The 24252-nt window shown below is 54.7% G+C and carries 25 protein-coding genes and 1 pseudogene; 17 read left to right on the forward strand and 9 right to left on the reverse strand.

Annotated features, from left to right (window positions below; all coding sequences use genetic code 11):
- Positions 1–46: 46 nt before the first annotated feature.
- The 4 genes from G8S19_RS00065 (at position 47) to G8S19_RS00080 (ending at position 3164) form a co-directional block, all read left to right on the forward strand.
- A complete protein-coding gene (locus G8S19_RS00065) occupies positions 47–1708 on the forward strand; it encodes a putative transporter (protein ID WP_048213765.1) in 1662 nt (553 codons plus the stop codon).
- A 229-nt stretch (positions 1709–1937) separates the two neighbouring features.
- Positions 1938–2285 carry a YidH family protein gene (locus G8S19_RS00070; protein ID WP_005121491.1) on the forward strand — a complete coding sequence of 116 codons (348 nt, stop codon included), beginning with the start codon at positions 1938–1940 and terminating at the stop codon, positions 2283–2285.
- The gene (locus G8S19_RS00075; RefSeq protein ID WP_048213764.1) at positions 2275–2637 is read left to right on the forward strand and encodes a DUF202 domain-containing protein; all 363 of its coding nucleotides are present in this window, start codon (positions 2275–2277) and stop codon (positions 2635–2637) included. The genes G8S19_RS00070 and G8S19_RS00075 overlap by 11 nt, the downstream gene beginning before the upstream one ends.
- A complete protein-coding gene (locus G8S19_RS00080; protein WP_048213763.1) occupies positions 2634–3164 on the forward strand; it encodes a radical SAM protein in 531 nt (176 codons plus the stop codon). Before G8S19_RS00075 ends, G8S19_RS00080 begins: the two co-directional genes overlap by 4 nt.
- A gap of 12 nt (positions 3165–3176) precedes the next feature.
- Here G8S19_RS00080 and dsdA read toward each other — a convergent pair whose 3' ends face one another.
- A complete protein-coding gene (gene dsdA / locus G8S19_RS00085; protein ID WP_253685893.1) occupies positions 3177–4499 on the reverse strand; it encodes a D-serine ammonia-lyase in 1323 nt (440 codons plus the stop codon).
- A 17-nt stretch (positions 4500–4516) separates the two neighbouring features.
- Positions 4517–5854, reverse strand: a complete 1338-nt coding sequence (gene dsdX, locus G8S19_RS00090; protein WP_115601261.1) for a D-serine transporter DsdX — start codon at positions 5852–5854, stop codon at positions 4517–4519.
- A gap of 228 nt (positions 5855–6082) precedes the next feature.
- On the opposite strand from dsdX, the gene dsdC reads away from it, so the two are divergent.
- Positions 6083–7009: a DNA-binding transcriptional regulator DsdC gene (gene dsdC, locus G8S19_RS00095; RefSeq protein WP_126320222.1), complete on the forward strand. Its 927-nt coding sequence runs from the start codon at positions 6083–6085 to the stop codon at positions 7007–7009.
- Between the two features lie 78 nt (positions 7010–7087).
- A complete protein-coding gene (locus G8S19_RS00100) occupies positions 7088–8170 on the forward strand; it encodes a cellulase family glycosylhydrolase (protein WP_048213760.1) in 1083 nt (360 codons plus the stop codon).
- Here the strand turns inward: G8S19_RS00100 and emrD are convergent.
- From emrD to tisB, 3 genes are all read right to left on the reverse strand, one after another.
- Positions 8097–9281 carry a multidrug efflux MFS transporter EmrD gene (gene emrD / locus G8S19_RS00105; protein WP_124021887.1) on the reverse strand — a complete coding sequence of 395 codons (1185 nt, stop codon included), beginning with the start codon at positions 9279–9281 and terminating at the stop codon, positions 8097–8099. The genes G8S19_RS00100 and emrD overlap by 74 nt on opposite strands.
- 193 nt (positions 9282–9474) lie before the next feature.
- Entirely contained in the window at positions 9475–10308 is an 834-nt protein-coding gene (locus tag G8S19_RS00110; protein ID WP_253685895.1) for a DMT family transporter, read from the reverse strand.
- Positions 10309–10431: 123 nt separating this feature from the next.
- A complete protein-coding gene (gene tisB, locus G8S19_RS00115; RefSeq protein WP_003023909.1) occupies positions 10432–10521 on the reverse strand; it encodes a type I toxin-antitoxin system toxin TisB in 90 nt (29 codons plus the stop codon).
- A gap of 520 nt (positions 10522–11041) precedes the next feature.
- On the opposite strand from tisB, the gene ivbL reads away from it, so the two are divergent.
- The 3 genes from ivbL (at position 11042) to ilvN (ending at position 13230) form a co-directional block, all read left to right on the forward strand.
- Complete coding sequence (gene ivbL / locus G8S19_RS00120) at positions 11042–11140, forward strand: ilvB operon leader peptide IvbL (RefSeq protein ID WP_124021888.1); 99 nt, start codon at positions 11042–11044, stop codon at positions 11138–11140.
- Positions 11141–11247: 107 nt separating this feature from the next.
- Positions 11248–12936, forward strand: a complete 1689-nt coding sequence (gene ilvB / locus G8S19_RS00125) for an acetolactate synthase large subunit (protein ID WP_124021889.1) — start codon at positions 11248–11250, stop codon at positions 12934–12936.
- Positions 12937–12939: 3 nt separating this feature from the next.
- Entirely contained in the window at positions 12940–13230 is a 291-nt protein-coding gene (ilvN, locus tag G8S19_RS00130) for an acetolactate synthase small subunit (RefSeq protein ID WP_003023914.1), read from the forward strand.
- Between the two features lie 36 nt (positions 13231–13266).
- Here ilvN and G8S19_RS22440 read toward each other — a convergent pair.
- Positions 13267–13359 (reverse strand): annotated as a pseudogene (locus tag G8S19_RS22440) (hypothetical protein); the annotation flags it as partial.
- Between the two features lie 26 nt (positions 13360–13385).
- On the opposite strand from G8S19_RS22440, the gene uhpA reads away from it, so the two are divergent.
- From uhpA to uhpT, 4 genes are all read left to right on the forward strand, one after another.
- Entirely contained in the window at positions 13386–13979 is a 594-nt protein-coding gene (gene uhpA, locus G8S19_RS00135) for a transcriptional regulator UhpA (RefSeq protein WP_005121502.1), read from the forward strand.
- A complete protein-coding gene (gene uhpB, locus G8S19_RS00140; RefSeq protein ID WP_048213755.1) occupies positions 13976–15478 on the forward strand; it encodes a signal transduction histidine-protein kinase/phosphatase UhpB in 1503 nt (500 codons plus the stop codon). The genes uhpA and uhpB overlap by 4 nt, the downstream gene beginning before the upstream one ends.
- A gap of 9 nt (positions 15479–15487) precedes the next feature.
- On the forward strand, positions 15488–16816 hold the full coding sequence (locus G8S19_RS00145; protein WP_253685897.1) for an MFS transporter: 1329 nt from the start codon (positions 15488–15490) through the stop codon (positions 16814–16816).
- Positions 16817–16958: 142 nt separating this feature from the next.
- Positions 16959–18350: a hexose-6-phosphate:phosphate antiporter gene (gene uhpT, locus G8S19_RS00150; RefSeq protein WP_003023929.1), complete on the forward strand. Its 1392-nt coding sequence runs from the start codon at positions 16959–16961 to the stop codon at positions 18348–18350.
- A 47-nt stretch (positions 18351–18397) separates the two neighbouring features.
- Here uhpT and G8S19_RS00155 read toward each other — a convergent pair whose 3' ends face one another.
- Positions 18398–19303 carry a LysR family transcriptional regulator gene (locus G8S19_RS00155; RefSeq protein ID WP_106107931.1) on the reverse strand — a complete coding sequence of 302 codons (906 nt, stop codon included), beginning with the start codon at positions 19301–19303 and terminating at the stop codon, positions 18398–18400.
- Positions 19304–19408: 105 nt separating this feature from the next.
- On the opposite strand from G8S19_RS00155, the gene G8S19_RS00160 reads away from it, so the two are divergent.
- From G8S19_RS00160 to nepI, 3 genes are all read left to right on the forward strand, one after another.
- Entirely contained in the window at positions 19409–19861 is a 453-nt protein-coding gene (locus G8S19_RS00160; protein ID WP_003827141.1) for a DUF1198 family protein, read from the forward strand.
- Positions 19862–19960: 99 nt separating this feature from the next.
- On the forward strand, positions 19961–20497 hold the full coding sequence (locus tag G8S19_RS00165; RefSeq protein ID WP_124021890.1) for an SRPBCC domain-containing protein: 537 nt from the start codon (positions 19961–19963) through the stop codon (positions 20495–20497).
- Positions 20498–20626: 129 nt separating this feature from the next.
- On the forward strand, positions 20627–21820 hold the full coding sequence (nepI, locus tag G8S19_RS00170) for a purine ribonucleoside efflux pump NepI (protein WP_116360319.1): 1194 nt from the start codon (positions 20627–20629) through the stop codon (positions 21818–21820).
- Between the two features lie 46 nt (positions 21821–21866).
- Here the strand turns inward: nepI and G8S19_RS00175 are convergent, their stop codons facing one another.
- On the reverse strand, positions 21867–23249 hold the full coding sequence (locus tag G8S19_RS00175) for a glycoside hydrolase family 1 protein (RefSeq protein WP_124021891.1): 1383 nt from the start codon (positions 23247–23249) through the stop codon (positions 21867–21869).
- Between the two features lie 94 nt (positions 23250–23343).
- Entirely contained in the window at positions 23344–23637 is a 294-nt protein-coding gene (locus G8S19_RS00180) for a YicS family protein (RefSeq protein ID WP_124021892.1), read from the reverse strand.
- Positions 23638–23767: 130 nt separating this feature from the next.
- On the opposite strand from G8S19_RS00180, the gene G8S19_RS00185 reads away from it, so the two are divergent.
- A complete protein-coding gene (locus tag G8S19_RS00185; protein WP_003023951.1) occupies positions 23768–24184 on the forward strand; it encodes a GNAT family N-acetyltransferase in 417 nt (138 codons plus the stop codon).
- The last annotated feature ends 68 nt before the right edge of the window (positions 24185–24252 follow it).

Here is a 24252-nt window from a genome sequence, read left to right on the forward strand (position 1 = left end):
GCGAGAATCCATTTACTTAATGATGTTATTCACAGGGAACAGAAGAATGAGTGATATAGCATTGACGGTCAGCGTTCTGGCATTGGTGGCGGTTGTCGGGTTATGGATCGGCAACATTAAAGTACGGGGCGTTGGTTTTGGCATCGGAGGCGTACTGTTCGGCGGTATCATCGTCGGACACTTTGTCGATCAGGCAGGGATGACCCTGAGCGGCGATATGTTGCATTTTATTCAGGAATTTGGCCTGATACTCTTCGTCTATACCATCGGCATCCAGGTAGGGCCGGGTTTCTTTGCCTCACTGCGTGTTTCGGGACTGCGTCTGAACCTGTTTGCAGTGCTGATCGTGATTATCGGGGGGCTGGTTACCGCGCTTCTGCATAAGATCTTCGCTATTCCGCTGCCTGTGGTGCTGGGGATCTTCTCCGGCGCGGTCACCAATACGCCCGCACTGGGTGCCGGGCAGCAAATTCTGCGCGATCTGGGTACGCCGGGGGATGTGGTCGATCAGATGGGGATGAGCTATGCCATGGCTTATCCTTTCGGTATTTGCGGCATTTTGCTCACAATGTGGCTGATGCGCCTCATTTTCCGCGTGAACGTTGAGTCCGAAGCTCAGCAGCATGAATCAACGCTGACCAACGGTCATACGCTGATTCAGACGATGAACATTCGTGTTGAAAACCCGAACCTCAATAATATGGCGATTCAGGATGTCCCCATTCTGAACAGCGACAAAATCATCTGTTCACGCCTGAAGCGAGATGAAACGTTGATGGTGCCGTCGCCGGGGACGATTATCCAGATGGGCGATCTGCTTCACCTGGTCGGACAGCCTGGCGATCTGCATAATGCGAAGGTGGTGATTGGGCAGGAAGTGGACACTTCGCTGTCAACGCGGGGTACGGATTTGCGTGTTGAACGTGTCGTTGTGACCAACGAACAGGTGCTTGGCAAGCGGATCCGTGACCTGCACTTTAAAGAACGTTACGACGTGGTGATTTCCCGTCTGAACCGCGCGGGCGTTGAGCTGGTCGCCAGCAGCGATGCCAGCCTGCAATTTGGCGATATCCTCAATCTGGTGGGGCGTCCTTCGTCGATTGATGCCGTTGCCAATGTTGTGGGTAACGCACAGCAAAAACTGCAGCAGGTGCAGATGTTGCCGGTGTTTATTGGGATCGGGCTGGGGGTGTTGTTGGGTTCAATCCCGCTGTTTATCCCCGGTTTCCCGGTGGCATTAAAACTGGGGCTGGCCGGTGGACCACTGATTATGGCGCTGATTTTGGGGCGTATTGGCAGTATCGGTAAGCTGTACTGGTTTATGCCTCCCAGCGCGAACCTGGCGTTGCGAGAGTTGGGTATCGTACTGTTTCTCGCGGTGGTTGGTCTGAAGTCAGGCGGTGATTTTGTTCATACCCTGACGCAGGGCGACGGTCTGAGCTGGGTGGGCTACGGTATTTTTATCACCGCAATCCCGCTGATTACCGTCGGTCTGCTGGCGCGCCTTCTCACCAAAATGAACTACCTGACGCTGTGTGGCATGTTGGCTGGCTCAATGACCGATCCTCCTGCGCTGGCGTTTGCTAACAACCTGCATGCCACCAGCGGGGCGGCAGCGCTCTCCTACGCCACCGTTTATCCGCTGGTCATGTTCCTGAGGATTATCACCCCACAACTGCTGGCGGTGCTCTTCTGGGGATTAGGTTAAAACTGACCTATCCAGTCAGCATATCCAGGAATGCCTGATGCGCTGCGCTTATCCGACCTACATCGTTCACTGTAGGCCGGATAAGGCGCCAGTCGCCATCCGGCATTTCAAAGCACATCTCTCTTTTCCATTGTCTCATCACATTACACTCCCTTTCGTTTGCGAATCAGGTTCATACTCTTTCACTGTTCCGGTATAACGACCAGACTACAATATTGAAGGAGTCGCCATGAAGATTTCCCGCCTTGGAGAAGCGCCGGATTACCGCTTCTCACTGGCAAATGAGCGTACGTTTCTGGCGTGGATCCGCACTGCGCTGGGTTTTCTGGCGGCGGGCGTTGGTCTTGATCAACTGGCCCCGGACTTTGCTACGCCAGTCATCCGTGAGGCACTTGCCTTGCTGCTGTGTCTGTTTGCGGGTGGTCTGGCGATCTACGGTTATCTGCGCTGGTTGCGAAATGAAAAGGCGATGCGTCTGAAAGAGGACATGCCGTACACCAACAGCCTGCTGATTATCAGCGTCATGCTGACGCTTGTGGCGGTGATTGTTATGGCGCTGGTGCTGTATGCCGGGTAGTCGTAAGGCCCGTCGCCAGTCCGATCCTGGTCTACAACCGGAACGGACATCGCTGGCCTGGTTTCGCACGTTGCTAGGCTATGGCGCACTGATGGCGCTGGCGATTAAGCATAACTGGCATCAGGCGGGAGCGTTATTCTGGGTTTCAATAGCGGTGCTGGCAATTGTGGCGATTATTCTCTGGCGCTACACCCGCAGCCGTAACCTGATGGATGTTACGCATAGCGATTTTTCTGAATCTCGTGCGGTGCGTGACAAATTTATGATCTCCCTCGCGGTGTTATCCCTTGCAATACTGTTTGCTGTAACACACGTTCGCCAACTTATCGTATATATCGGGAATTTTGCATGACAGTATGTGAGGACATGGATGTTAGTGAGGGTATTTTAAAGGTGGTGATTGATCACCAGAAGAGTTTGCAACCTATTGAACTGTACCGTGATTTACGACAAGGCGATGTTCGTCTCGTACAGTTTATCCCTCTGATTAAGCGCGATGAAGCAGGCAACCTGACGGCTGAATCTGTCACACCAGAAGGGTGGGGGCAGTTTTTAAATACGATATTTGATATCTGGGTTCGTGAAGATATTAATCGGGTATCTATTCAGCTTTTTGATAAAACTCTGCGTCGATGGTGTGGTCTGGCGGTTCAAATTGAACGGCAATCGACCTCACAGCAGAGCGTGCGTTGTCGGTCATGTTCCTTATCGCAATTTTACCGTGGTGATTGCCCGGTGCATGGGGATACTCACGGGGAAAATGTGCTGTGTGCGGGATATCAGGCCTTCTTTGAACACTCATCACCCCATATGCGCGTCATGCGCGATCTGATTAAACAGCATCGCTCACCGATGGAGCTGATGGCGATGCTGCGTTGAGATCAGAGGGGGTTAGCGCCCTTTCGCCAGGTATTGCGCCATCTCGGTTTCCGGCACCATGCCGCCGCCGGTCGCCCACACCAGGTGCGTGGCGTTATTGAGCTGATCCGCGCTCAATCCTTGCATCTGCTGGTAATTCGTGGAGGCGCAAACGTGCTGAGGGCCAGCCATGCCCGCCAGCGCCGATGGCTCAAGGCGAATACCTTCTTCCTGCGCCAGCCAGCCCAGCATATCGTACATAGTCTGATCGTCCAGGGTGTACAGTCCGTCGAGCAGGCGTTCCATCGCCCGGCCAACAAAGCCCGAGGCGCGACCGACTGCCAGCCCATCTGCCGCCGTCAGATTATCGATGCCGATATCCTGCACGGAAATGGTATCGTGCAGCCCGGTGTAAATCCCCAGCAGCATGCACGGGGAGTGGGTTGGTTCTGCGAAGAAGCAATGAACGTTGTCACCGAATGCCAGCTTCAGACCAAACGCCACGCCGCCAGGGCCACCACCCACACCGCATGGCAGGTAAACAAACAGCGGATGATCGGCATCCACCACGCGCCCCTGCTGGGCAAACTGCGCCTTCAGACGCTGTCCGGCCACCGCATAGCCTAAGAACAGCGTGCGGGAATTTTCATCATCGATAAAGAAACAGTTTGGATCGGACTGTGCCGCCTTACGACCTTGTTCAACCGCCACTCCGTAATCTTCTTCGTACTCCACCACCGTCACGCCGTGGCTGCGCAGCCTGGATTTTTTCCACGCGCGGGCATCGGCAGACATATGGACCGTAACGTTAAAGCCGATCCGGGCGCTCATGATGCCGATAGACATCCCCAGGTTGCCAGTTGAACCTACTGCGATGCTGTACTGGCTGAAGAACTGTTTGAACTCAGGAGAAAGCAGAATGCTGTAATCATCATTTGTCGTTATCAGACCCGCTTTCAACGCCAGTTTTTCAGCGTGGGTCAGGACTTCATAAATGCCACCGCGGGCTTTAATTGAGCCAGAAATTGGCAAGTGACTGTCTTTCTTCAGCAGGATTTCGCCGTTAATGTGCTGCCCGAACTCTTTTTCCAGCCGTTTTTGCATGGCCGGGATGGCGGCCAGCTCAGATTCGATAATGCCCCCAGTAGCGGCAGTTTCCGGGAAGGCCTGCGCCAGATACGGTGCGAAGCGCGTCAGACGCGCGTGGGCATCCTCAACGTCGTGTGCTGTCAGGCCAACATACGGTAAACCTTCCGCAAGAGAGGTGGTGCCAGGGTTAAACCAGGTTGTCTCTTTCAGAGCCACCAGATCTTCCACTAAAGGATGCTGGGCGATAAGTGTTTGAATGTTTTCCATAGTCAGTCTCTTCGCGCTTAGATAATAAAGGAAAGCAGGAATGTGCAAGCCAGTGCAATAACGGACGCGATAAATGTCGCGGTCGTATAGTATTTGAACGTTTCATTCAGGGTGGCGCCGCAATACTGCTTCACCAGCCAGAACAGGGAATCGGTGACGATCGTGCAGCCAATAGCGCCGGAACCGATGGCAATGGCGATGATCTCCGGGCTAACGTTGGGGTACAGCGGTAGCATCGGGGCAACGATTGCCGTCGCGCCCATCATCGCAACGGTAGCTGAGCCTACCGCCGCATGCAGAATCAGTGCGACCAGCCATGCCAGCAGAATCGGGTGCATATGCATGTTTGAGAGGATCAGCGCCAGAGTATCCGCCAGCCCGCTGCTCTTGAGGATAGCGTTGAATGCGCCGCCTGCACCGATAATCAGCAAAATGTTAGCAATCGAGCCAAAACCGTTTTCGGTGTGGGTCAGCAATGCCCCCATACCAATGTGCTGACGCAGACCGAGAATGTAATAGGCCACGAAAACGGCAATAAACATCGCGGTGATCGGGTTACCGATAAACTCCAGCAGCGTATACAGCGTACCGCCTTTTGCCATGTTCAGTTCCGCGACGGTTTTGACCAGCATCAGGCCAATTGGCAGCAGCACGGTAAACAGCGTGGCGCTCAGCGATGGCAACGTACTTTCATCGCGTACCTTGAGATCGGAAAACTCAGCCGGTACCGGTTTAAATGGCAGACGGTTACCGAGGAATTTCAGATACAACGGCCCGCCGATTAGCGATGCCATCAAGCCCACCAGTAAGCCGTAGACAATCACGGTGCCAATATCCGCGCCCAACTTGTTCGCCACGAACAGCGCCGCCGGATGCGGAGGTACGACGCAGTGCACCGCCATCAGCGCCGTACACAGCGGGATCGCCAGCTTCAGCAGCGAAGTGTTGGTCTTTTTGGCAATAGAGAATGCCAGTGGAATTAATAGCACCACGCCCACTTCAACGAACAGTGTGATCCCACAAATCAGCCCGACCAGCACCATAATGACGTCGGCGGAGAGCCAGCGGCAGCGCTGCAGCGTCAGACCGATGCGTTCGGCCGCGCCGGACACTTCCATCATTTTGCCCAGAATGGTCCCAAGGCCAATAACCGCCGCGAGGAAGCCCAGCGTACCGCCGATGCCGCTCTCAATGGCATTGACCATATCCAGCGGCCCCATCCCCATCATCGTACCCACGAAGAAACTGGCTAACAGCAGCGCCAGAAACGGGTGGAATTTGAACTTCACGATGGTCAAAACGATTAACACGATGCTTATCAGCAGCGTGCTCACAACCCAGATTTGAGAGTGCATAGCTCACCTTGCCCTGTGATTAATATAAGGTTATTGGACAAAATAAGGCACCGTCTGACAAACGATATAAATCTCCTTTCACATGAGCCAGATTGCATCAAATGAGTGATTTACGTCTAATTACGCTGCATTTATGCGATATGATTCACTTTGATTCATCTTTGTGCTGATTTTTACAGCGAACTTTTTTACACTCCGGCGCATGAATCAGGAGGACTGGAGGTGAGTTTGGATCCCCTACGCGAGGTCAGAAACCGGCTGCTCAATGGCTGGCAGCTGTCAAAGCTGTATACCTTTGAAGTGGCGGCCCGGCATCAGTCGTTTGCGCTGGCGGCAGATGAGCTGTCGTTAAGCCCCAGCGCCGTCAGCCATCGCATTAATCAGCTGGAAGATGAGCTGGGCATTCAGTTGTTTGTCCGTTCACACCGTAAAGTGGAACTCACCCACGAGGGTAAGCGGGTGTTCTGGGCGCTGAAATCGTCGCTGGATACGTTGAATCAGGAGATCCTCGATATTAAAAATCAGGAGTTGTCCGGGACGCTCACCGTCTACTCGCGGCCTTCTATCGCCCAGTGCTGGCTGGTTCCGGCGCTCGGCGACTTTACCCGTCGCTATCCGTCGATTTCACTGACCATCCTGACCGGCAACGACAACGTCAATTTACAGCGTGCCGGGGTCGATTTGGCTATCTATTTTGACGATGCACCCTCCGCGCAGCTTACGCACCACTTCCTGATGGATGAAGAGATCCTGCCGGTATGCAGCCCGGACTACGCTCGCCGCCATGACCTTACCGGTTCGCTGGTGAATTTGCCGCACTGCACCTTGCTGCATGACAGACAGGCATGGAGTAACGACTCAGGAACCGATGAATGGCACAGTTGGGCGCAGCATTTTGCCGTGAATTTGCCGACATCATCGGGTATCGGCTTTGATCGTTCTGATTTAGCGGTAATTGCCGCCATGAACCATATCGGCGTGGCGATAGGCCGAAAGCGGCTGGTGCAGAAACGTCTCGACAGCGGGGAACTGGTCGCGCCTTTCGGTGATATGGCGCTGAAATGCCATCAACACTATTACATCACCACGCTGCCCGGCAGGCAGTGGCCGAAAATTGAGGCGTTTATTGGCTGGCTTCAGGAGCAGGTTAAATAAGCGGGCCGCGAATATTTTTTACGCTTTCTCTCTACACGGAAAGTGAAAAAGCATGCTAAATACGTGATATCACTCCTGATGATTTGCGTAAGGACGACCGTGTTAAAGCCGATTGTTTCCCTTTTACTGTTAGCCAGCGCCACCGTGTATGCCGCGCCCCCTGTGCTGACGGCGGCGCTGTATGCGCAGCAGCTTGGCGTTGGAATGGACGTAGACTGGGCTCGCACAGATCGCGGTATCCGCGAGTTCGATCCGCTGGTGGTACGGGATTTCAAGGCGAAGGGGATCTCTCATGTGCGTATTCGTGTGGCTGGTGAGCCAACAGAAGCCAGGCTCATCCATTTGCGCAAGCTGGTAGAGGCTTGCGAGCAATACGGCGTGATCCCGATAATCGCCTATCAGGCTGACGAATATAAAAAAGACCCCAGCGCCGGTAACGAAAAAGAGGTGGTTAACTGGTGGGTGGCGGTGGCGCATTACTTTGGTCAAGGCTCGCCGTTGCTGGGTTTCGACCTGATATATGAGCCTGCCGATAAGCTTAATCACAATCAGACTTCGCTCAATCGGGTGTACGACAAAACGATTCGCACAATCCACGCCATTTCACCGCAGCGGATGATTTTCATTGCTCCGCGACTGCGCGCGGCACCGGAAGATTTGCCTAATCTGAAATTACCGCCGCAAAGTCAGAATACCGTTCTGGCTGAATGGCATATCTTCCCGTGGGGGCCGCTAAAAAATAACGGTAAGTATCCCTGGACGTCGGGGACTGCGGCAGAAAAAGCCGCCATTCGCGCCCGTATTAATACGGCCATTCACTGGCAACAGAAAACGGGTCATCTCAGTTGGGTGGGGGGCTGGTCGCCGGGAGAGACCATCAAAAACGCGCCTTCTGCCGCGCAAACTGCATTTGCACGGTTTATGGCATGTGAACTGCGCAAGGCGAAAATCCCCTATGCTATCAATGCGGATATGCAGTTCTATGATGGCGAAGAAGGGGCCTGGCGTCCGGCGCTGGAGCCGTTGCTGACGACGATGATCGCGCCAGAATGCGAAAAGCCCGGCGATAAGCCGGGCCATCATACGCTTAAACCGCCTGTCCCTGATGCGACACGCGTGATGCCAGCGGAAGCCAGCAAACAAAAATCAACAGCCCCATAAGGGTCATCAGCAGGCCCAGACTGGCTTGCCCGGTCTGCGGCAGCATGGCAGAAAACCATGCCAGCACGCCGGAACCAATGTTCTGTAATCCCCCAACCAGTGCGCCGGCAGTGCCTGCCAGGAACGGGAAAGGCTCCATTGCACCGCTGGTTGCCAGCGGAAACAACATTCCGGCACCGAAGAAAAACAGTGCGGCAGGAACCAGCAGCGTCCAGACGTTCATCACGTCAAACAGCCCTGGGAGCCACATCATTAAACCCGCTACCAGACAGCAGGTCACCGACTGCCACATTAGCGTCGAGAAACGCTTATTAGGGCGACCGGCGAACCATGCGCCGAAAAACGCCGCCGGGATGGGCAGTATAAACAGGATACTGACCACCATGCTGCTTAGACCGAGCCGTGCGCCTAACAATACCCCAGAGCAGGCTTCGAAGACCGCAACGCCCGCCAGGCCGCCGATCAACATCAGCACGTAACAGGTGAAAGCGCTATTACCAAACAGGGTTTTGTAGCTGGCGATCAGCCGTGGACGCGGCGCACCCGCAGGCCGTGTTTCCGGCATCCAGCGCGCCATGCTAAACGTCACACCCGCACACAGAATCAGCAGGAAAATATAGCAGGCGCGCCAGTTCCACACTGTATCCAGCATGCCGCCAATCAGCGGAGCTAACAGCGGACTGACCAGAATCCCCATGTTTAACAGACTATTGGCGTGGCGCAGTTGCGTGCCTTCGTACAGATCGCGCGGTAACGTTCGCGCCATCACACCGCCGACGCCCGTTCCCATCCCCTGGATTGCGCTGGCGATAATCAGTACCGTCAGGCTATGGGTGGTAATGGCGACCAGCGTGGCCAGCATAAAAATAGACATCCCGGCGAGGATCACCGGGCGGCGCCCTACGCGGTCTGAAAGGGGACCGTAAACCAGTTGCGACACGCCGTAGGTCAGCAGGTAGGCAGCCATTACGCTTTGCACCGCGCCTTCGCGAACGTTCAGTTCACGCGCCATATCAGCAATCGCGGGGATATAAATGGTTTGCGCCATTTGACCTACCGCCACCAGTAATACCAACATCAACAACAAATTGACGCTTCTATGCCTTTTCATTTCGCTGATTACTTTTAAAAAAGAGAAAAAAGAAGAATAAGGTGCTGCACTTTCCCGTAAATGCGCGTGGAATCTACCACAACAGAAAAAGAAGGCCAGATAGTGGGCTGGAATGTTTATGTGCTGGACGGCAGGAAATGTAAACAAAATCCGGCAACAAATGTTGCCGGATTGCATCGGGTTTACAACGACATCATGATAAGCGGAGTAAAACTGCGCCGGCGGCAATACCTCCGGCTGCGATAAGACGTATTCCGGCAACCTTTTCTTTCAGCAGCAGCCACGCGAGCAGTGCGCCAAACAGAATGGATGTTTCACGCAGCGCCGCGACCACCGCCAGCGGGGCCTGAGTCATCGCCCACAGTGCCAGGCCGTAAGACCCCATCGTACCAATCCCGCCAAGAATACCTTTTTTCCACTGCTGTACCAGATAACGTGACGCTTCCCGGCGTCGGGCGAACATCGCCCAACCCAGCAGGCAGGAGCCGTTCAGAAAGAAGGTCCACAGCGTGTAGCCCAGCGCGGTTTCTGAAAGCCGAACACCGGTGCCATCAACCAGCGTATAACCGGCGATAAAACAGGCATTAATGAGTGCCAGGATAATCCCACGTTGCGAGCCGCAGCGTCCGTTAAATGCCATCCCGAGAATAGCCAGACAGATGGTGGCAATCCCCACCCAGGCGAGTAGTGAGAGGCTATCGCCAAGAAACAGGACGCTGATAATCGCGACCAGCAGCGGCGCTGTGCCGCGCATCAGAGGATAGGTCTGGCTCATATCCGAAACCTGATAGGTTTTAGCGACCAGGACGGTATAGACCACCTGTAATGCGGTTGAGACAGCTAAAAACGGCAGGCTGGCGGCAGAGGGTTGCGGCGCAAAGGGTAAACAAATCAGCGCCATGATCGCAGCGGTTCCGCTGACGCTTATAGCCGAGTACAACTTGTCGTTTCCCGCTTTTACGATGGCATTCCAGCTGGCATGCAGCAGTGCGGCGAACAGCAAAATGCAGAAAACAGAAAGCGTCATGGCGGAATTCTTCCCTGAGGATGTCATAAAAACGTAACACATTGGCACGACACAAGCACCAGGGAGAAGGTGAAAGGGGAGCGGAGTGTTACCCGCCCCCCTTAGGTGCGACTTGAATCTGAATTACTTAACGTATTTCAGAACGGCATCAAGGAGTTGCAGTGCTGCAACAATGAGTTTGAGGATAAGAATAGCGATATCCACGAGGCTCATACGCTCTCCTTTTGGTACAAGGAGCACGGTGCTGGCGTACCTCGCCGCTGCCTGTTGCCAGCACCTTTGTTGACGTAACACAGTGTGCTCACTTAGGGGGTTAAGGCGCTGACGGCACCACCCGTTTCAGCCAGGACTTTGATGCGCCGGTAAAACAGCGGCCCCCTCGCGCACTGCGAACATTTACAGTATAGATATATACTGTATGTATGAACAGTATTTTATGGACAAAATCCGCAAAGCGATCCATACTCAGAAACGTCAAAATCCGTGCCTTAAATTGCGCGTTCGTTCCCGATCGCGTATACTTCTTGCGTTGACGTAACACAGTGTGTTCTGCGGTTACCAGCCGCAAACCCTGAAAAAAACCTCGCTCCGGCGGGGTTTTTTGTTTTTACATTGCGTACAGATAAACGTGATCTTTGGCGCATTTTTGCGCAGATGAAAAATTTTCCATTGTCACGCTGAAAAACCTGTGTTTGTATAAATCCTGTTAACCAACAAACAGACAAGGCCCCTAATGAACCATTCCATGCTGACTGCGACCCTACTAAAAACTGCGCCATCTCGCGCAGCGGTCGTCGTGCGTGTGGTGGTCGTCGTCGGCAATGCGCCGTAGGGTCCGGAACAACACACGATTCCAAAACCCCGCCGGCGCAAACCGGGCGGGGTTTTTCGTTTCAGAGACCTGCCCGGAGCAAAGGCCCAGAATAAAAGGACTGGAGCATGGCAAGTTCGGGCATAACATCCAAGCGTACGCGTTTTACGGGCGCAGAATTCATCGTTCATTTCCTGGAACGTCAGGGAATTAAAGTGGTCACCGGTATTCCTGGCGGCTCAATTCTCCCCGTCTACGACGCCTTGAGCCAAAGCACGAAAATCCGTCATATCCTGGCGCGCCACGAGCAGGGTGCGGGGTTTATCGCCCAGGGGATGGCACGAACCGAGGGTAAACCCGCCGTCTGTATGGCCTGTAGCGGACCGGGCGCAACCAACCTGGTGACCGCTATTGCCGATGCGCGCCTGGATTCCATCCCGTTGGTGTGTATCACCGGTCAGGTTCCGGCCTCGATGATCGGCACCGACGCCTTCCAGGAAGTCGACACCTACGGCATCTCTATCCCCATCACCAAACACAATTATCTGGTTCGCCATATCAATGAATTACCGCAGGTCATGAGCGATGCCTTCCGCATTGCGCAGTCAGGACGCCCTGGCCCGGTGTGGATAGACATACCTAAGGACATTCAAACAGCCGTATTTGACATTGAAGAGATGCCGGAGCCTGCAGAAAAAGCCCCTGCGCCAACCTTTAGCGCGGACAGCGTTCGCGATGCTGCCGCCATGATTAATGCGGCACAACGTCCGGTGTTGTATCTCGGCGGCGGCGTGATTAACGCACCTGAGCGCGTACGTGAACTAGCGGAAAAAGCGATGCTGCCCACCACCATGACCTTAATGGCGCTGGGCATGTTGCCAAAAGCGCATCCACTGTCGTTAGGTATGCTGGGCATGCACGGCGCGCGCAGCACCAACTTTATTCTGCAAGAGGCTGATTTACTGATTGTTCTTGGCGCACGTTTTGATGACCGGGCAATTGGTAAAACCGAACAGTTCTGCCCGAATGCCAAAATCATCCACGTGGATATTGACCGCGCGGAGCTGGGTAAAATCAAACAGCCGCACGTGGCCATTCAGGCAGATGTCGATGAGGTGCTGGAACAGCTGATCCCATTGATTGAGGCACAACCGCGGGACGCGTGGCATCAGATGGTGGCCGATTTACAACGCGAATTCCCTTGTACTATTCCACAGGAAAGCGATCCGCTCAGCCATTATGGGCTGATTAACGCCGTTGCCGCCTGCGTGGACGACAGCGCGATTATCACTACCGACGTCGGCCAGCACCAGATGTGGGCGGCGCAGGCTTACCCGCTGAACCGTCCGCGCCAGTGGCTGACCTCCGGCGGTCTGGGAACCATGGGCTTTGGCCTGCCTGCGGCGATTGGTGCGGCGCTGGCGAACCCGGACAAGAAAGTGCTGTGTTTCTCCGGCGACGGCAGCCTGATGATGAATATTCAGGAAATGGCGACTGCCAGCGAAAATCAGCTGGATATTAAAATTATCCTGATGAATAACGAAGCACTGGGTCTGGTGTATCAGCAGCAGAGCCTGTTCTATAAGCAAGGCGTGTTTGCTGCGACCTATCCGGGGATGATTAACTTTATGCAGATTGCCGCCGGTTTTGGTCTCGAAACCTGCGATTTAAATCATGAAGCGGACCCACAGGCGGCGCTGCAGGAGATAATCAATCGTCCAGGACCCGCGCTGATCCACGTACGTATTGATGCAGAAGAAAAAGTGTATCCGATGGTACCGCCGGGTGCGGCAAACACTGAAATGGTGGGGGAATAAGCCATGCAACAGCAGACTCATGACAACGTAATCCTGGAACTCACCGTACGCAACCACCCGGGTGTAATGACCCACGTTTGTGGGCTGTTTGCCCGCCGTGCGTTCAACGTGGAAGGTATCCTCTGTCTACCGATTCAGGACAGTGATAAGAGCCGTATCTGGCTATTGGTGAATGATGACCAGCGTCTGGAGCAGATGATAAGCCAGATCGACAAACTGGAAGATGTGGTGAAAGTGGCGCGCAACCAGTCCGACCCGTCGATGTTTAACAAAATCACCGTCTTCTTTGAGTAGTTCGCTCAAGGCTTGAACGGTAGAGCGCTTATCGTTAAGGTAAGCGCTTTTGCCGGATGGCGGCATAAATGCCTTATCCGGCCTACAGCGGCACCCGCCCGTAGGCCTGATAAGCGCAGCGCCATCAGGCGTTTTCCAGCACCAGGACATAACCCATGATTACCGTTGCCCTTATCGACGACCACCTTATCGTCCGTTCCGGGTTTGCCCAACTGTTGGGGCTGGAACCCGATTTGCAGGTTGTGGCTGAGTTTGGCTCAGGTAGCGAGGCGCTGGCAGGATTGCCGGGGCGCGGCGTGCAGGTCTGTATCTGTGACATCTCCATGCCTGACATTTCCGGCCTCGAACTGTTAAGCCAGTTGCCAAAAGGCATGGCGATTATCATGCTCTCCGTCCACGACAGCCCGGCGCTGGTGGAGCAGGCGTTGAACGCAGGGGCGCGAGGCTTCCTCTCAAAACGCTGTAGCCCGGATGAGCTGATTGCCGCGGTGCGTACCGTGGCAACCGGCGGCTGCTATTTAACGCCGGACATCGCCGTCAAACTGGCGGCCGGGCGTCAGGACCCGCTCACCAAACGCGAACGTCAGGTGGCAGAAAAACTGGCGCAAGGGATGGCAGTCAAAGAGATTGCGGCTGAACTGGGCTTGTCACCAAAAACGGTACACGTGCACCGCGCCAACCTGATGGAAAAGTTGGGCGTAAGCAACGATGTTGAGTTGGCTCGGCGGATGTTTGACGGCTGGCAATGAACACGTTCTTTTCCCGGTTAGTCACCATTGTTGCCTGCTTTTTTATCTTCTCTGCCGCATGGTTTTGCCTGTGGAGCATCAGCCTTCATCTGGTTGAACGCCCGGAGCTGGCAGTGCTGCTGTTTCCATTCGGCCTGCGCCTGGGCTTAATGCTGCAATGTTCGCGCGGCTACTGGCCGGTACTGTTGGGTGCGGAATGGCTGCTTCTGTTCTGGCTGGCGCAGGAAGTGGCGCTGTCCCATCTGCCGCTTTTGGTGATCGGTAGCTTTCTCACCTTACTTCCCGTCGCACTGACCTCACGTTTCCGCCATCAGCGTGACTGGCGCACATTGTTATTACAGGGGGCAGCGCTGACCGCAGCGGCACTGCTGCAATCGCTACCATGGCTTGGGCAAGGTGAAGAGGCGTGGACCGTGCTGCTGCTGACGCTCACCGGCGGATTAACGCTGGCGCCGATCTGCCTGGTGTTCTGGCACTATCTGACCAGCACCACCTGGCTGCCGCTGGGCCCTGCGGTGGTGTCGCAGCCGGTGAACTGGCGCGGGCGGCATCTGGTCTGGTACCTGCTGCTGTTTAGCGTCAGCCTGTGGCTACAGCTCGGTTTACCCGCCGAGCTTTCGCGCTTCACACCGTTTTGCCTCGCGTTGCCGATCATTGCGCTGGCCTGGCACTACGGCTGGCAGGGGGCGCTGATTGCGACGCTGATGAACGCCATCGCGCTGATTGCCAGCCAGACCTGGCACGATCATCCCGTCGACTTGCTGCTCTCCTTGCTGGTGCAAAGCCTGACCGGGCTGCTGCTCGGCGCGGGCATTCAGCGTCTGCGTGAGCTTAACCAGTCGCTGCAAAACGAATTAGCGCGCAACCATCGTCTGGCTGAACGCCTGCTGGAGACCGAAGAGAGCGTGCGCCGCGATGTGGCGCGTGAACTGCACGATGATATCGGCCAAACCATCACCGCCATTCGTACCCAGGCGGGTATTGTCCAGCGCCTGGCGCCGGAAAACGCAGGGGTGAAGCGTAGCGGGGCACACATCGAACAACTTTCTCTCGGCGTGTACGATTCGGTGCGTCGCCTGTTAGGCCGCCTGCGACCACGCCAGTTGGACGATCTCACGCTGGAGCAGGCCATCCGCTCATTGATGCGTGAAATGGAGCTGGAAAGCCGCGGCATCGTCAGCCATCTCGACTGGCGAATTGACGAATCTGCACTCAGCGAAAGCCAGCGGGTGACGCTGTTTCGCGTCTGCCAGGAAGGGCTGAACAACATCGTTAAGCACGCCAACGCCAGCGCGGTGACACTTCAGGGCTGGCAACAGGATGAACGACTGATGCTGGTGATTGAGGACGACGGCAGCGGCCTGCCGCCGGGGTCGAATAAGCAGGGATTTGGCCTCACCGGGATGCGTGAGCGCATTACGGCCCTCGGCGGTAAGCTTTCGATATCCTGTACGCACGGTACGCGGGTCAGCGTCTCTTTGCCTCAGCGTTATGTGTAAGGAATGGCAATGTTTCAGTTTCTAAAAGCCCCGGCTAATGCGCCACACATTACCAATAAAAGTGAGGTAGATGCCCGTTATCGCTACTGGCGGCGGCATATTCTGACCACCATCTGGCTTGGCTACGCGCTGTTCTATTTCACGCGCAAAAGCTTCAACGCTGCGGTGCCGGATATCCTCACCAGCGGTGTGCTGACCCGCAGCGACATTGGCCTGTTGGCAACGCTGTTTTACATCACTTACGGCCTGTCGAAGTTTGTCTCTGGTATCGTCAGCGATCGTTCCAACGCCCGCTATTTTATGGGCATTGGTTTGATTGCCACCGGCGTGGTAAACATCCTGTTCGGTTTCTCGACCTCGCTTTGGGCCTTTGCGCTACTGTGGGCACTGAATGCGTTCTTCCAGGGCTGGGGGTCGCCGGTCTGTGCGCGTTTATTGACCGCATGGTATTCGCGTACCGAACGCGGTGGCTGGTGGGCGCTATGGAACACCGCGCATAACGTCGGCGGGGCGCTGATCCCGATGGTGATGGCGGCGACGGCGCTGCATTATGGCTGGCGTGCAGGAATGATGATTGCCGGAATACTGGCGATTGTGGTCGGATTTTTCCTGTGCTGGCGGTTGCGCGACAGGCCGCAGGCGATTGGCTTACCTCCGGTTGGCGACTGGCGACATGATGAGTTAGAAATTGCCCAGCAGCAGGAGGGCGCAGGCTTAACCCGCAAAGAAATTCTCACTCGCTATGTGTTGCTGAATCCCTACATCTGGCTGCTGTCGTTGTGTTATGTGCTGGTGTACGTGGTACGTGCGGCGATCAATGACTGGGGTAATCTGTACATGTCAGAAACGCTGGGGGTCGATCTGGTGACCGCCAACACCGCGGTGACCATGTTTGAACTGGGCGGGTTTATTGGGGCTCTGGTGGCGGGTTGGGGGTCAGATAAGCTGTTCAACGGCAATCGTGGGCCAATGAACCTGATTTTTGCCGCCGGGATTTTGCTTTCCGTCGGTTCGCTGTGGCTGATGCCGTTCGCCAGCTACGTGATGCAGGCAGCGTGCTTCTTCACCACCGGATTTTTCGTCTTTGGCCCGCAAATGCTGATTGGTATGGCGGCGGCGGAGTGCTCGCACAAAGAGGCGGCTGGGGCGGCGACCGGGTTTGTCGGGCTGTTCGCTTACCTGGGCGCTTCGCTCTCCGGTTGGCCGCTGGCGAAGGTAATGGAAGTCTGGCACTGGACCGGATTCTTTGTGGTTATCGCCATCGCGGCGGGGATCTCCGCGCTGTTGCTGTTGCCGTTTTTGAATGCCCAGGCGCCGCGTGAGCTTGGTGAAGCGTGATGTACCTCACCTTTTTGCCCCGAGTGGGGTAAAACTAAGAAATTTTCCCGGTTTCACCTGGACGCTGTCTCAGGCGTGATCCCCGGCTGATTTTTACAATGCCTGCTATTCGCAGGTATAAAAATTAGCTCGGGAGTGTCAAATGCTGGCCTTTCTCAACCAGGTGCGCAAGCCGACCCTGGATCTGCCGCTCGATGTGCGGCGCAAAATGTGGTTCAAACCGTTCATGCAGTCTTATCTGGTGGTTTTCATCGGCTACCTGACCATGTACCTGATCCGCAAAAACTTCAACATCGCGCAGAACGACATGATCTCCACCTACGGGCTGAGCATGACGCAACTGGGGATGATTGGCCTGGGCTTCTCCATCACCTACGGCGTGGGAAAAACGCTGGTTTCCTACTACGCGGACGGCAAAAACACCAAGCAGTTCCTGCCGTTTATGCTGATCCTCTCTGCCATCTGTATGCTCGGCTTCAGCGCCAGCATGGGCGCGGGTTCAACCAGCCTGTTTCTGATGATCGCCTTCTATGCGCTGAGTGGTTTCTTCCAGAGTACCGGCGGCTCGTGTAGTTATTCCACCATCACCAAATGGACGCCGCGTCGCAAGCGGGGTTCTTACCTCGGTATGTGGAACATCTCCCACAACCTCGGCGGTGCGGGTGCGGCAGGCGTGGCGCTGTTTGGCGCTAACTATCTGTTCGACGGTCACGTCATCGGGATGTTTATCTTCCCGTCGATTATCGCGCTGATTGTTGGTTTTATCGGCCTGCGCTACGGCAGTGACTCCCCGGAATCTTATGGTCTCGGTAAAGCTGAAGAGTTGTTCGGCGAGGAGATCAGCGAAGAAGACAAAGAGACCGAAGAAAACGAGATGACGAAATGGCAGATCTTTGTTGAGTACGTGCTGAAAAACAAAGTGATCTGGTTGTTATGTTTCTCGAACATCTTCCTGTACGTGGTGCGTATCGGTATTGACCAGTGGTCCACCGTCTACGCTTTCCAGGAGCTGAAGCTCTCCAAAGAAGTGGCGATTCAGGGCTTTACCCTGTTTGAAGTGGGCGCGCTGGTCGGCACGCTGCTGTGGGGCTGGCTCTCTGACCTGGCGAATGGTCGCCGTGCGCTGGTGGCCTGCGTGGCGCTGGCGTTGATTATCGCCACCCTGGGCGTTTATCAGCACGCCAGCAACCAGTACGTTTATCTGGCTTCGCTGTTTGCGCTGGGCTTCCTGGTGTTTGGTCCGCAGCTGTTAATCGGCGTTGCGGCAGTCGGATTTGTACCGAAAAAAGCGATCGGCGCAGCCGATGGGATTAAAGGCACCTTTGCTTATCTGATTGGTGACAGCTTCGCCAAGCTTGGTCTGGGAATGATTGCCGACGGCACGCCGATTTTTGGCCTCACCGGCTGGGCAGGAACCTTCGCCGCGCTGGACACCGCCGCCATCGGTTGTATCTGTCTGATGGCCATCGTGGCCGTGTTTGAAGAACGTAAAATTCGCCGCGAGAAAAAGATTCAACAATTGAAAGTCGCTTAAGTTAAGTGTGCATTGGTAACTTTTGCCCGCCTTAATGGCGGGCTTTTTTATGCCTTAAACTGGCTGGTTTCATGTACCAGATTACGTAGCCACTGATGAGCGGCATCGCGGTGCGTGCGTTCATGCCAGGCCATGCTTTTTGTAAAACCGGCAATGGGCAGCGGGGGCGGCAAAACGCACATTCGTGTCTCGTCATATGCCAGACGGGCAGGAACCACGGCAATCATATCGCTGATGGCGAGGATGTCCGGCAATACCAGGAAGCTGCTAACCGACAAACCAATCTGCCGTTGGCGTCCGACGCTTGCCAGTGCCTCATCGGTGACGCCCCAGAAACTTTCACCCTCATAAGAAACCAGCACATGCTCCAGCGCGCAGAAGCGATCGAGCGTCAGCGTTTTTCCCGCGTCAGGATGCTCATGACGCATGAGGCAGACGTACTCTTCATCATATAACCCCCGACTGTGCAGGTTATCGGGCGTTGTATCCGGCGTCAGTAACGCCAGGTCGACTTTCCCCTGCTCAAACTGCGTGGTAAGTAGCGCTGGCTCAACCGGAACCACCCGCACACGGATGCCTGGGGCGCGCACGCGAAGCGCGGCAATAAACGGCACGATCACTGCTTTGAGCGCGTAATCCGTAGCGGCGACGGTAAAGGTGAGCGCTGCGGTGAGCGGGTCAAACTGTGTCGGTTTAAGCAGGGTATCGATGTCGCTGAGGATCTGTTTGACCGGGGCGGCCAACTGTTGGGCACGCAGCGTCGGGACAATGCCGTGCGGCGTGCGACTAAATAGCGGATCGTCAAAATAGTCGCGTAGGCGGTTGAGCATACCGCTTACCGCAGGCTGTGTGAGCGACAGCCGCTGTGCCGCCCGGGTTACGCTGCGTTCATCCAGCAGGGCATCCAGCGTTTTTAACAGATTAAGATCGAGCGTTCTGATATCAGATATCATGATGTCTGCCTGCGAGTTCAATAAGTCACATTATGACACGTTCAGTCGTCGACAGAGGTGAATTTGCCGCTATGATGGGCGTCCTGTCTGGTAATGGATGTGCGCATGATTTGGATAATGCTGGCCACGTTGGTGGTTGTTTTTGTGGTGGGATTTCGGGTGCTAACGTCCGGGTCGCGGCGGGCAATTCGCCGTCTGAGCGAGCGACTGAACATTGATGTCGTGCCGGTAGAATCGATGATCGATCAGATGGGAAAAGTACAGGGTGAGGCTTTTTTACAGTACCTCCACCGCCCTGATGAATCACATCTGCAAAATGCCGCCCAGGTGCTGTTGATCTGGCAAATCGTGATTGTCGACGGCAGTGAGCAGAACCTGTTGCAATGGCACCGCTGGCTGCAAAAAGCCCGGCTGGCTGCACCTATTACCGATGCGCAGGTACGTTTGGCGCTTGGTTTTCTGCGCGAGATGGAGCCGGATATGCAGGAGCTTAATGCGTTTCAGATGCGCTATAACGCCTTTTTCCAGCCCGAGGATGGCGTGCACTGGCTGCACTGATATCAAAATTTATGATGACGATTATTTTGAATCGTCATTATCTTTATATCTTACGCGAAAGCATGATGTACCTCGTTAACTCACACGACGAGGTACATCATGAATCAAGCGACTCAACAAAGTGCAATTATCTGGCCTGAAGCGTATCTGCCGGGGACGACCGATAACTTTGCCTCAAATGAAATTATCGTTGCCGGACTGAGCGCCCGTGCCGTCTGGGCACAGCTTAATGACACAACGCGCTGGCCAACGTATTACAGCAACGTGGCGGATATCCGGTTTCATGACGGTTCCGGTCCGTTGTTAAGCATGAATGCCCGTTTTCGTTTTACGACTTTTGGTTTCCCAATCGAAGCGCAAATCACCGAGTATGTGCCGCCGGTTGACGGCCAGGCCGCGCGTGTTGCCTGGCATGGCTGGGCGGAAGGTGATGCCACTACACGTCTGGATGTGATCCACGCCTGGCTCTTTGAGGATTTACCCGGCGGGCGCGTACGTATTCTGACCCAGGAATCACAAATTGGCGTTCCGGCACAAGAACTGGCGCGTACGCTGCCCAATCCGATGATCAACGGTCACCAGGAGTGGATAACCGGCCTGGCCCGGGCTGCGCGTGACGCTAAATTGAGCCAGTAAGGGTGCTCTGTCCTGGGCCGGATAAGGTGCAGCCGACATCCGATGAATAGTTGTCAAAACGTTAAATTCGTCACAAATTTAATGCTACACTGCGTAACTTTTCTACAATAACCCCACGCAGGTAACAAAATGAGTGAAGCTGTTGAACAAAAATCCCGCGCTGAGGCAAATTCCCGACCTAACTGGTCGGCGGTATTTGCCGTGGCGTTCTGCGTTGCCTGCCTGATAACCGTTGAGTTTCTGCCCGTGAGCCTGTTAACGCCGATGGCGCAGGATCTGGGGATTTCTGAAGGTGTGGCGGGGCAATCGGTGACCGTGACGGCATTTGTCGCCATGTTCGCCAGCCTGTTTGTGACGCAAATTATTCAGGCGACCGATCGTCGCTATGTGGTGATCCTGTTTTCGGTGCTGCTGACGCTTTCCTGTCTGCTGGTTTCCTTTGCCAATTCTTTTTCGCTGCTGCTCGTTGGCCGCGCCTGCCTCGGTCTGGCGCTTGGTGGCTTCTGGGCGATGTCGGCGTCGCTGACCATGCGTCTGGTTCCCGCACGTACGGTGCCGAAAGCGCTGTCGGTGATTTTTGGCGCAGTCTCCATCGCGCTGGTGATTGCCGCGCCGCTGGGGAGCTTTTTAGGCGGCATTATCGGCTGGCGTAACGTATTTAATGCGGCGGCAGTCATGGGCGTGCTGTGCACGATTTGGGTGGTGAGAGCGCTGCCATCGCTGCCCGGTGAGCCGTCGCACCAAAAACAAAATATGTTCAGTCTGCTGCAACGTCCGGGCGTGATGGCCGGGATGATTGCCATCTTCATGTCCTTTGCCGGACAGTTCGCCTTCTTTACCTATATTCGCCCGATCTATATGAATCTGGCGGGCTTTGACGTTGATGGCCTGACGCTGGTGCTGCTGAGCTTCGGTATTGCCAGCTTTGTTGGTACGTCGCTTTCGTCGATGATTTTGAAGCGTTCGGTCAAACTGGCGTTAGCCGGCGCGCCACTGGTGCTGGCGCTCAGTGCGCTGGTCCTGATTCTGTGGGGCAGTGACAAAGTGGTGGCGGCGGGTATTGCGATTATTTGGGGACTGTTGTTTGCGCTGGTACCGGTCGGCTGGTCGACGTGGATCACGCGCTCGCTTGCCGATCAGGCAGAAAAAGCCGGATCCATCCAGGTCGCCGTGATCCAGCTTGCCAATACCTGCGGGGCCGCGGTGGGAGGCTATGCGCTCGATACTCTCGGACTGCTGTCACCCCTGATGATTTCCGGCAGCCTGATGCTGCTGACGGCGCTTCTGGTGGCAGCAAAAGTTCGCATAAAGGGTATGCAATAAACTAAAGCTCGGTATGCCGGATCGCTATCCGGCATCCTGGTTATTTTTAATTAAAACCATTGTTTTCGGCAGTATGGGCAAACCATTCGCCGCTCTTTTTCACCGTACGTTTTTGCGTTGCTAAATCTAACTGAACAAAACCGTAGCGGTTTTTATATCCGTTGAGCCAGGACCAGTTATCAATAAAAGTCCACATATGGTAGCCAAGACAATTACAGCCTTCGCTGATGCCTTTATGTAGCCATTTTAGATGCTCAGAAACAAATTCAATACGATAGCTGTCGTTGATCTGGTCATGCTCAACGAAACGCTGCTCATTTTCCACACCCATACCATTTTCAGAAATAAAGCAGCGTGGGTTGCCGTAATTATCACGCAGATTAGTAATAATATCGTAAATACCTGGCTCATAAATTTCCCAGCCACGATAAGGGTTCATTTTCCGCCCCGGCATTTCGTAATAATCAAACAGCCACTCCGGCATAAACGGCGCGTTTGGATTGACGGCAGTATCACGACATTTCACGCGGCGCGGCTGATAATAATTGATACCGAGCAGGTCGATTTTCCCCTCGGCGATGAGCTGACTGTCGCCCGGCTGGCATACCGGTAACTGATCGTACTCTTTCAGCAGTTTGACCAGATCCGCCGGATATTCCCCTTTTAGTACCGGGTCAAGGAAGCTGCGGTTAAACAGCAGATCCGCATGGTGCGCGGCTTTCACATCCGCCGGGTGCTGAGAGCGTGGATAAGAGGGCGTCAGATTTAGGATCACACCGATCTCACCGCCGTAGTTTCCGGCGCGATACGCCCGCACCGCCGTGGAATGCGCCAGTACAGTGTGATACGCCACGGTGGCCGCGCGTTTGAAATCCACCACGTTTGGGTAATGGAAGTCATACAGATAGCCGCCTTCTACCGGAACAATCGGTTCGTTAAAGGTGAACCAGTGCTTCACCCGGTTGCCGAACAATGTAAAACACGTCTGTGCGTAGCGGCCAAACGCCTCAACCACGTCACGGTTTTCCCAGCCGCCTTTCTCCTGCATCACCATTGGCATGTCAAAGTGGAACAGGGTGATAAATGGCGTAATGCCTTGCGCCAGCAGCTCGTCGATGACGTTGTTATAGAATTCGACGGCTTCCGGATTAACCTCGCCGGTACCGTCCGGGATCAGGCGTGACCAGCTCAGAGACGTACGGAAGCTGTTGTGCTTCAGCTGCTTGAGCAGTGCGATGTCCTGTTTCCAGTGCTGATAAAAGGTTGAGGTGTTTGCCGGGCCAATCCCCTGATGGAAGCGCCCTGGCTGACGGTCGAACCACTCGTCCCACGTGGTCTGGCTTTTGCCGCCGTTCAGGCTATCCCCTTCGGTTTGCAGTGCCGAGCAGGCACTGCCCCACCAGAAGTTTTCTGGAAAACGGTATCGCATTGTTGTTGCTCCATTGCTATTTATACGTTCTGGCAACAATACGTGTTTTTGCGACACGGAAACCGGTTACAGTGCTCATTTTACAACAAGATGCTTATAAATCCGGGCATTCCACTTTGCCAAGTGCTTCCCAGTAGTTGTTCTGATTGTTTCTTTGAATTGCCAGAATGGCTTCGTGGATGTGCTGTTGGTTACGCGTATCAGCCATAATCGTTTTTTCCCACACCTCATCAGATGGCGAGCCTTGCGGGGTGCAAATTTTACGTAAGTCCTTCAAAACGGTATTTTTTTCGTGTACAGCCTGCAGACTGCCATATGCCGAGTCGGCTTGCGCCAGACCGGGTAGTGTGAAAAGGATGGCAATAATCGGAAAAATGACTCGTTTCATGTTAATAATCCTTGTTGTCTATGCGCATCATCTCAAGAGTAAGTGTAGACGGCATACGACTCACTCATCACCCTGTGTTAATGTCTAAAAATAAATCAGCCAGAAGTTGTAGTTATTTCAGGAGGATAGGATGCAAATACAGATTACGGATACGATTACCGAAGACGATCAAAATGCCCTGCTTGCCGGATTGCGCGCCTACAACCGCCAGTTCCTGAGAACCACCAATTTTGGCGACCTGGCGGTGTACTGGCGCGATGAAAGCAATGAAATTCTGGGCGGGCTGATTGGCAAAATCAAAGGCGAATGGCTGTGTATTGATTTCCTGTGGATGCATGATTCGCTGCGTAAAGGCGGTTACGGCACAAAATTGATGCAGGCTGCCGAGCAGACAGCGCGTGAGAGAGGATGCCTGCATGCGCTGGTGGACACGATGAGTTTCCAGGCGCTGCCGTTTTATCAGAAAAACGGCTATCAGCTGCAAATGACCCTCGATAACTTTCCGGAAACCGGCTCAGCGCGGCATTATTTGTCGAAAACGTTTTGATGACCGGAAGGTCTGGACGCCGCCTCACTGTCTTGCGTAGCAGAATAGTGTATGTTCTGAACAATCAT

It is taken from the genome of Citrobacter sp. SX206, from assembly GCF_024181025.1.
Classification (GTDB): Bacteria; Pseudomonadota; Gammaproteobacteria; order Enterobacterales; family Enterobacteriaceae; genus Citrobacter; species Citrobacter youngae.